The sequence below is a fragment of the Micromonospora sp. ATLC20 genome (assembly GCF_057196585.1).
Genome location: NZ_JBXUOV010000251.1, coordinates 1 through 6,280, shown reverse-complemented (window position 1 = coordinate 6,280; position 6,280 = coordinate 1). Strand labels below are relative to the sequence as shown.

General features: G+C 74.3%; 7 protein-coding genes. 3 read left to right on the top strand and 4 right to left on the bottom strand.

The window, feature by feature from the left end; translation table 11 throughout:
* Positions 1 to 45: 45 nt before the first annotated feature.
* Complete coding sequence (locus AC2CHG_RS29175) at positions 46 to 531, bottom strand: carboxymuconolactone decarboxylase family protein (RefSeq protein ID WP_463840106.1); 486 nt, start codon at positions 529 to 531, stop codon at positions 46 to 48.
* 167 nt (positions 532 to 698) lie between these two features.
* On the opposite strand from AC2CHG_RS29175, the gene AC2CHG_RS29170 reads away from it, so the two are divergent.
* Entirely contained in the window at positions 699 to 1,580 is an 882-nt protein-coding gene (locus AC2CHG_RS29170; protein ID WP_463840107.1) for an RNA polymerase sigma-70 factor, read from the top strand.
* Positions 1,581 to 1,606: 26 nt separating this feature from the next.
* Entirely contained in the window at positions 1,607 to 1,900 is a 294-nt protein-coding gene (locus AC2CHG_RS29165) for a hypothetical protein (RefSeq protein ID WP_355513506.1), read from the top strand.
* 6 nt (positions 1,901 to 1,906) lie between these two features.
* Here the strand turns inward: AC2CHG_RS29165 and AC2CHG_RS29160 are convergent, their stop codons facing one another.
* On the bottom strand, positions 1,907 to 2,680 hold the full coding sequence (locus AC2CHG_RS29160; RefSeq protein ID WP_315985953.1) for an SAM-dependent methyltransferase: 774 nt from the start codon (positions 2,678 to 2,680) through the stop codon (positions 1,907 to 1,909).
* A 115-nt stretch (positions 2,681 to 2,795) separates the two neighbouring features.
* Between AC2CHG_RS29160 and AC2CHG_RS29155 the strand changes: the two genes are divergently transcribed.
* On the top strand, positions 2,796 to 3,278 hold the full coding sequence (locus tag AC2CHG_RS29155) for a hypothetical protein (RefSeq protein ID WP_402810504.1): 483 nt from the start codon (positions 2,796 to 2,798) through the stop codon (positions 3,276 to 3,278).
* Here AC2CHG_RS29155 and AC2CHG_RS29150 read toward each other — a convergent pair.
* Together AC2CHG_RS29150 and AC2CHG_RS29145 are read right to left on the bottom strand one after the other, a co-directional pair.
* Positions 3,251 to 5,626: a glycoside hydrolase family 65 protein gene (locus tag AC2CHG_RS29150; RefSeq protein WP_484526003.1), complete on the bottom strand. Its 2,376-nt coding sequence runs from the start codon at positions 5,624 to 5,626 to the stop codon at positions 3,251 to 3,253. The two genes, AC2CHG_RS29155 and AC2CHG_RS29150, sit on opposite strands and share 28 nt — an antisense overlap.
* A 108-nt stretch (positions 5,627 to 5,734) precedes the next feature.
* Positions 5,735 to 6,280: prepilin peptidase (locus AC2CHG_RS29145; protein WP_484526002.1), on the bottom strand; the 546-nt coding region annotated here is incomplete at its 5' end.

Sequence of the window (6,280 nt, the reverse complement as noted above, 5' to 3'; positions counted from 1 at the left end):
TTGTTTAAAAGAGACAGGTACCGGGCCGGGCCACCGCTTCGGCGCTCAGCTCATCGCCGCCGCGAACATCCCCGGCTCGTACGAGCCGCCGCGCTGGTGCACGAGCACCGCGAACCGGTTCGCCGCGTTGATCAGCCCGAGCAGGCACACCAGCGCGGCGATCTGGTCGTCGTCGTAGTGCTCGCGTACCTGCTCCCACGTCTCGTCGGACACGCCCTGGTGGGCGTCGGCGAGCCGGGTGCCCTCCTCGGCGAACGCCAGCGCCGCGCGCTCGGCCTCGGTGAACACTGTCGACTCACGCCAGGCGGCGACCAGGTTCAGCCGGACCGCGCTCTCGCCGCCGGCCACCGCCTCCTTTGTGTGCATGTCGATGCACCAGCCGCAGCCGTTGACCTGGCTGGCCCGCAGCGACACCAGCTCCTGGACGGTGCGGGGCAGCGACGACTGGTGGATCACCAGGCCCGCGCCGGCGAAGCGCTTCATGAACGTCGCCGAGACCTGGTTCTCGAACAGGTTGAATCGGGTCTGCATGGTGGCGCCCTCTCTGCTCAGGTGAGTGTCTGACGAACACGAGATGCCGGAGACGCGTCCGGCGTGACGGCGACGCCGGGTGAGGACCGCCACAGCGACCCGGTGTCACACGGCGGCGGCGGGCGGCGTCTGGTGGGGAACGCAACCGAGCGGCGAAGGAGTCAGTCATGGCGGACCCGGCCACCGAGGACTTCCTCGCGCACCGGAACCTGCTCTTCACCGTCGCGTACGAGATGCTCGGCTCGGCCGCCGACGCGGAGGACGTGGTGCAGGAGACCTGGCTGCGCTGGGCCGGCGTCGACCTCGACGAGATCCGGGACCGGCGCGCCTACCTGGTCCGGATCGCCACCCGGCAGGCGCTGTCCCGGCTGCGCACGCTGGGCCGGCGCAAGGAGTCGTACGTCGGCTCGTGGCTGCCCGAACCGCTGCTCACCGCACCCGACGTCGCGGACGACGTGACGCTTGCCGAGAGCGTGTCGATGGCGATGCTGCTGGTGCTGGAGACGCTCACACCGACCGAGCGGGCCGTGTTCGTGCTGCGGGAGGTGTTCGACGTCGGCTACGACGAGATCGCCGAGACGGTCGAGCGCACCCCGGTCGCCGTGCGGCAGATCGCGCACCGGGCGCGGGCCCACGTCACCGCGCGCCGCCCCCGGCGTACCGTCCCGGCGGCCGAGGCCCGCGACGCGCTCGACGCATTCCGGCGGGCGGTCGAGACCGGCGACCTGGACGGGCTGCTCCGCGTCCTGGCCGCGGACGCGGTGCTGGTGGGCGACGGTGGCGGGATCAAGCAGGCGATCGCCCGGCCGGTCACCGGCGGCGACAAGGTGGCCCGCCTGCTCGCGGGCGGCTGGCGCCGGGTCGCGGCAGTGGCATCGATGGAACCGGTGCAGGTCAACGGCTACCCGGCGCTGCTGGTACGCCTCGACGGTGAGCTGGACACCGTGGTCGCGGTACGCCTCGACGATGGCCGGATCAGTGGCCTCTACGCGGTGCGCAACCCGGAGAAGCTGTCCCACATGACCCGCGAAACGACGCTGCGCCGGTGAGCAGGCGATCGTGCGACGATCGGGCGATGAGCAGCGCCGCCTCCCCCGACGTCAGCGCCCTCGCCATCAACGTCACAGTGCCGGAGGAGTTGCGCTGGACCGACACCCGGCGCGGCGAGGAGTTCACACTGACCACGCTCAACATCAGGCTGCTGCCGGACGGGCGTCTCGCCGCGAAGGCGTACGGCCGGCCCACATCCGGCGGACGCGGCGCGTACGTGTCGTTCCGGGTGCCGGACCGGCCGGAGCTGGCCGCGCTCGTGGCGGCGGCGGCCGACCGGGCCGCGGCGCTCTGGGCCGCGCACGGCGGCCTGGACTGACCGCGCTCAGCGGCGGACGCCGACCCCGCCGTAGCCGTGCGACACCGCGGCCTGCGGCTCCCCGTCGGGCCGCCAGTCCGCCACCCTGACCAGGCCCGGCTCGACCAGCTCGTAGCCGTCGAGGAAGCGGGCCACCTCGTCGCGCGTGCGGGGCACCAGCGGGGAACTGCTGCGGCGGTAGATCGCGGTGCCCTGCTCGGTGGGCAGCGTCGGCAGGCCGTCCAGGGTGAGGTGGGACAGCGCGAGCACGCTGCCCGGGACCGTCGCGTCGCGCAGCGTCGCCACCGCCGCGTACGGGTCGTCGTCGTCCGGCACGAAGTGCAGCACCGCGAGCAGCAGCACCGCCACCGGCTCGCTCAGGTCGATGGTGTCCCGCAGCGTCGGGTCGGCAAGCAGCTCGCCGGGACGCCGCAGGTCGCCCTGGAGCACGACGGTGCGGCCGTCGGTGGGCAGCAACCGCCGGGCGTACGCGACGGCGACCTCGTCGTGGTCGACGTAGACCACCCGGGCGTCGGGGCGTACCGCGCGGACCACCTCGTGCACGTTGCCCTGGGTGGGCAGGCCCGCGCCGATGTCGAGGAACTGGCGGACGCCCTGCTCGGCCGCCCAGCGCACGACCCGGCGCAGGAACGCGCGGTTGCTCTGCGCGGCGACGCCGGTGTCCGGGAAGATCTTCAGGACCTCCTCGGCGGCGGCCCGGTCGGCGGCGAAGTTGTGGCAGCCGCCGAGGTAGTAGTCGTACATCCGGGCGACATTGGGTCGGTTCTCAGCCTCCGTCACGCCTCGATGTCTAGCACTCTGCGCGACACACCGCTGACCCGTCGTGTCGACGATGCGGCCGATCCCGGTCTCCACCTGGTACGACGGTGGGACACGCCGGCGCGAGGAGGTACCGATGACAGGTGAACGGGAGACAGTGGAGGTCGAACCGGCGGTGTTCCGCGCCGTGTACGACTCGCCCGCGTCACTGCCCGGGCGGCACCGGTGGACCACCCCGGAGGCGGACGTGCGGCGGCTGGAGAAGCTGCTGAACATGCCGGCGCGCAGCATCGGCGCGCCGCTGTGGGTCAGCGGCGACGAGCCGGACTGCCCGAAGTGCGGGCGGCGGGTCACCTGGTACGACATCGTCGCGTCCGCGCTGCACGGCGTGCACGACCACACGATGATCGCGCGGGTGATCCTCGGCGAGCGCAAGTACGTGAACACCGAGGTGCCGGACGCGATCCCCGGTGTCCACTGTGCCGACTGCCGCACCCCGATCACCGGGCTGCGCAGCTTCAAGTGCCACAACTGGGCGTACGCGTTCGGGGCGCTGGAGGAGGTCGTCGCCCGGATGTCCGGCCTGCCGGTTCAGTCGCCGCCGCCCGCCGTTTCCTGAGCGCGCCGTTCCGGACGGCGGCCGGGCGGGGCCTGCGGCTCGGGGCCGGGATCGGGCACCGGCGGCATCGGCCGGGTGACCGGCCCGTCGCCGGTGACCCGGAGCTGTTCGCCGTGGTGCCACAGCTCCACCGCGTCGCCCGGCCCGGCGTCCGGCAGCTCGTAGCGGGCCTCCCGCCCGGTGAGCGTGACCCGTAGCCGGTGCCCGTGCCGGCGCAGGTGGAACACGAGCCGGGTGATCGGCCGGGGCAGGCGCGGCTCGAACGCGAGCACGCCCCGGTCGTCGCGCAGCCCGCCGAAGCCCTGCGCCACCACCAGCCAGGCGCCGGCCAGGGACGCCAGGTGCAGCCCGTCGGCGGTCTTGTCGCCCAGGTCGGCGAGGTCCTGGAACGCCGTCTCGGCGAACAGGTCGTACGCCAGGTCGAGGTGCCCGACCTCGGCGGCGAGGATCGCCTGCGCGGACGCCGACAGCGACGAGTCCCGGACGGTCCGCGCCTCGTAGTAGGCGACGTTGCGCGTCTTCTCCTCGGCGGTGAACTCCCCCGGGCAGCGCAGCATGGCCAGCACCAGGTCGGCCTGCTTGACCACCTGCTTGCGGTACAGCTCCTGGTAGGGGAAGTGCAGCAGCAGCGGATAGTCGTCCTCGCCGGTGCCGGCGAAGTCCCACTCCGGCTGCGCGGTGAAACCGGCCGACTGCTCGTGCACACCGCGCTTGCCGTCGTACGGGACGAACATGGCGTCGGCGGCGGCCCGCCAGCCGGCCACCTCGGCCGCGTCGACGCCGAGCCGCGCGGCCACCTCGGGACAGTGCTCGGCGGCGTCGGCGGCCCCACGCAGGTTGCGCCGGGACATCAGGTTCGTGAACACGTTGTCGTCGACGAGCGCGGAGTACTCGTCCGGGCCGGTGACGCCGGTCAGGTGGAACGCGCCGCCGTCGTCGAAGTGGCCGTAGCCGTGCCACAGCCGGGCGGTCTCGATCAGCACCTCGGCGCCGCACTCGGCGAGGAACGCGGTGTCGCCGGTGGCCGCCACGTACCGCAGCACCGCGTCGGCGATGTCGGCGTTGACGTGCAGGCCCGCGCTGCCGGCCGGCCAGTAGCCGGAGCACTCCCGGCCGCTCAGCGTCCGCCACGGGTAGGTGGCGCCGGTCAGGCGCAGCTCGGCCGCCCGGTCGCGGGCGTCGGGCAGGTGGGCGTGCCGCCAGCGCAGCGCCGAGCGGGCCAGCTCCGGCGCCAGGTACGTGAGCACCGGCAACACGTAGCCCTCGGTGTCCCAGAGCACGTGCCCGTCGTAGCCGTTGCCGGTCAGCCCCTTCGCCGGGATGGTCCGGTCGCCGTCGGCGCGGCCGGACTGGAGCAGGTGGAACACCGAGAACCGCACCGCGAGCTGCAGCTCCGGGTCGCCGTCCAGCTCGACGTCGGCGGTGGCCCACGCCGCGTCGAGCGCGGCGCGCTGCTCGGCGAGCAGGGCGTCGAACCCGTCGGCCCGGGCCGTGTCCGCCTCCGCGACGACCAGGTCGGCCAGCTCGCCGGCCGGGGTGCCGTCGACGTCGGCGCATTCGTACGCGGCGAACCGGGTGACCCGGATCCGCTCGCCGGGGCGCACCGGACCGGACAGCGCCAGCCGGAACCGGTCGGCGGTCAGCTCGGTGCCGGTGGCGATCCCGTCGGGCGCCTCCACCCGGTGCGCGACGGCGACGGCGACCCGCTGGCCGCTGCGCCCGGTCCGGTGCACGAGCACCCCGTCGAGGCCGTCGTCGCGGCGGATCTCGCCGGTGAGCGGGTCGTGGATCACCGAGGCGGCCCGGGGGTCGTCGGCGCGTTCCGGCACCCGCTGGTTGGCGAGCAGGTCGGCGCCGACCCGCAGCCGGACCGGCTCGTCCAGCGGTTCGACGGCCCAGTCCACGGCGGCGACCGGACGGCGGGTCAGCGAGACCAGGCGGGTGCTGCGGATCCGCACACCCCGGCCGCCCGGCGAGACCCACTCGGTCTCCCGGCGGACCACCCCGGCGCGCAGGTCCAGCTCCTGGTGGTGCCGCCGGATCGTGCCGGTGCCCAGGTCCAGCGGCTCGTCGTCCACCCAGAGCCGGATCAGGGCGGCGTTCGGCGCGCTGATCACGGTGTCGCTGCGTTCCGGGAACCCGTACCCGCTCTCCGGGTAGGTCAGCTCGTGCTGCTCGTGGAACCCGTTGAGGTAGCTGCCGGGCATGCCGCAGGGCTCGCCCTCGTCGAGCGTCCCGCGCCAGCCCACCCAGCCGTTGGCGAGCGCGAAGACGGACTCGGTCTCGCCCAGCCGGTCCAGGTCCGCGCTCGTGCGCCGGATCCGCCAACCGTCGTCGCCGTGCGGCACGTGCCCTCCCGAGTCCGAAGCCTGGACCGCCACCGAACCAGACCCGGCTGGGAGGCGGCTGGGACTCCGATACCCGTGACGAACCCGCCCGCACCTGCGGGTGGGCGATCACACGGTGACGAGCACCAGCGTGGCGGCGGTGCCGAGCACCAGGAACGGCCCGAACGGCAGGTGCCCGGACCAGCGGACCCGCCGGGCGGCGAGCAGCGCCACCCCGGCCGACCCGGCGAGGAGGAGCGCGAGCACCAGCCCGGCCACCAGCACCGGCCAGCCGTACCAGCCGAGCAGCGCGCCCGCGCCGAGCGCCAGCTTGGCGTCGCCGAGACCGAAGCCGCGCCGCCCGAACAGCAGCGTGGTCGCGGCGAAGCCGCCGCCGAGCGCCAGGGCGGCCAGGACGGCGCGTACCAGCGGGTCGACGCCCGGGCCGGTCAGCGCGGCCACCCCGAGCATCGTCCACACGCCGGCGGCGGCCGGCCAGGTGAGCCGGTCGGGCAGGCGGTGCGCCATCGCGTCCACGATCGTCATCGGCACCGCCCAGACCAGCCACCACGCCAGCGCCAGCCGCGCGGCGGGCGCGCCGCCGGCGAACACCGGCACGGCCACCGCGAGCAGCAACGCCACCTCCACCACCGCGGGCGCCGCGCCGACCCGGGC

What these genes read in the sequence shown, in the direction of transcription:
- AC2CHG_RS29165 (WP_355513506.1), top strand. Translation starts at nt 1,607, where the DNA reads ATGAGCAGCGCCGCCTCCCCCGACGTCAGCGCCCTCGCCATCAACGTC.
- AC2CHG_RS29155 (WP_402810504.1), top strand. Translation starts at nt 2,796, where the DNA reads ATGACAGGTGAACGGGAGACAGTGGAGGTCGAACCGGCGGTGTTCCGC.
- AC2CHG_RS29170 (WP_463840107.1), top strand. Translation starts at nt 699, where the DNA reads ATGGCGGACCCGGCCACCGAGGACTTCCTCGCGCACCGGAACCTGCTC.
- AC2CHG_RS29175 (WP_463840106.1), bottom strand. Translation starts at nt 531, where the DNA reads ATGCAGACCCGATTCAACCTGTTCGAGAACCAGGTCTCGGCGACGTTC.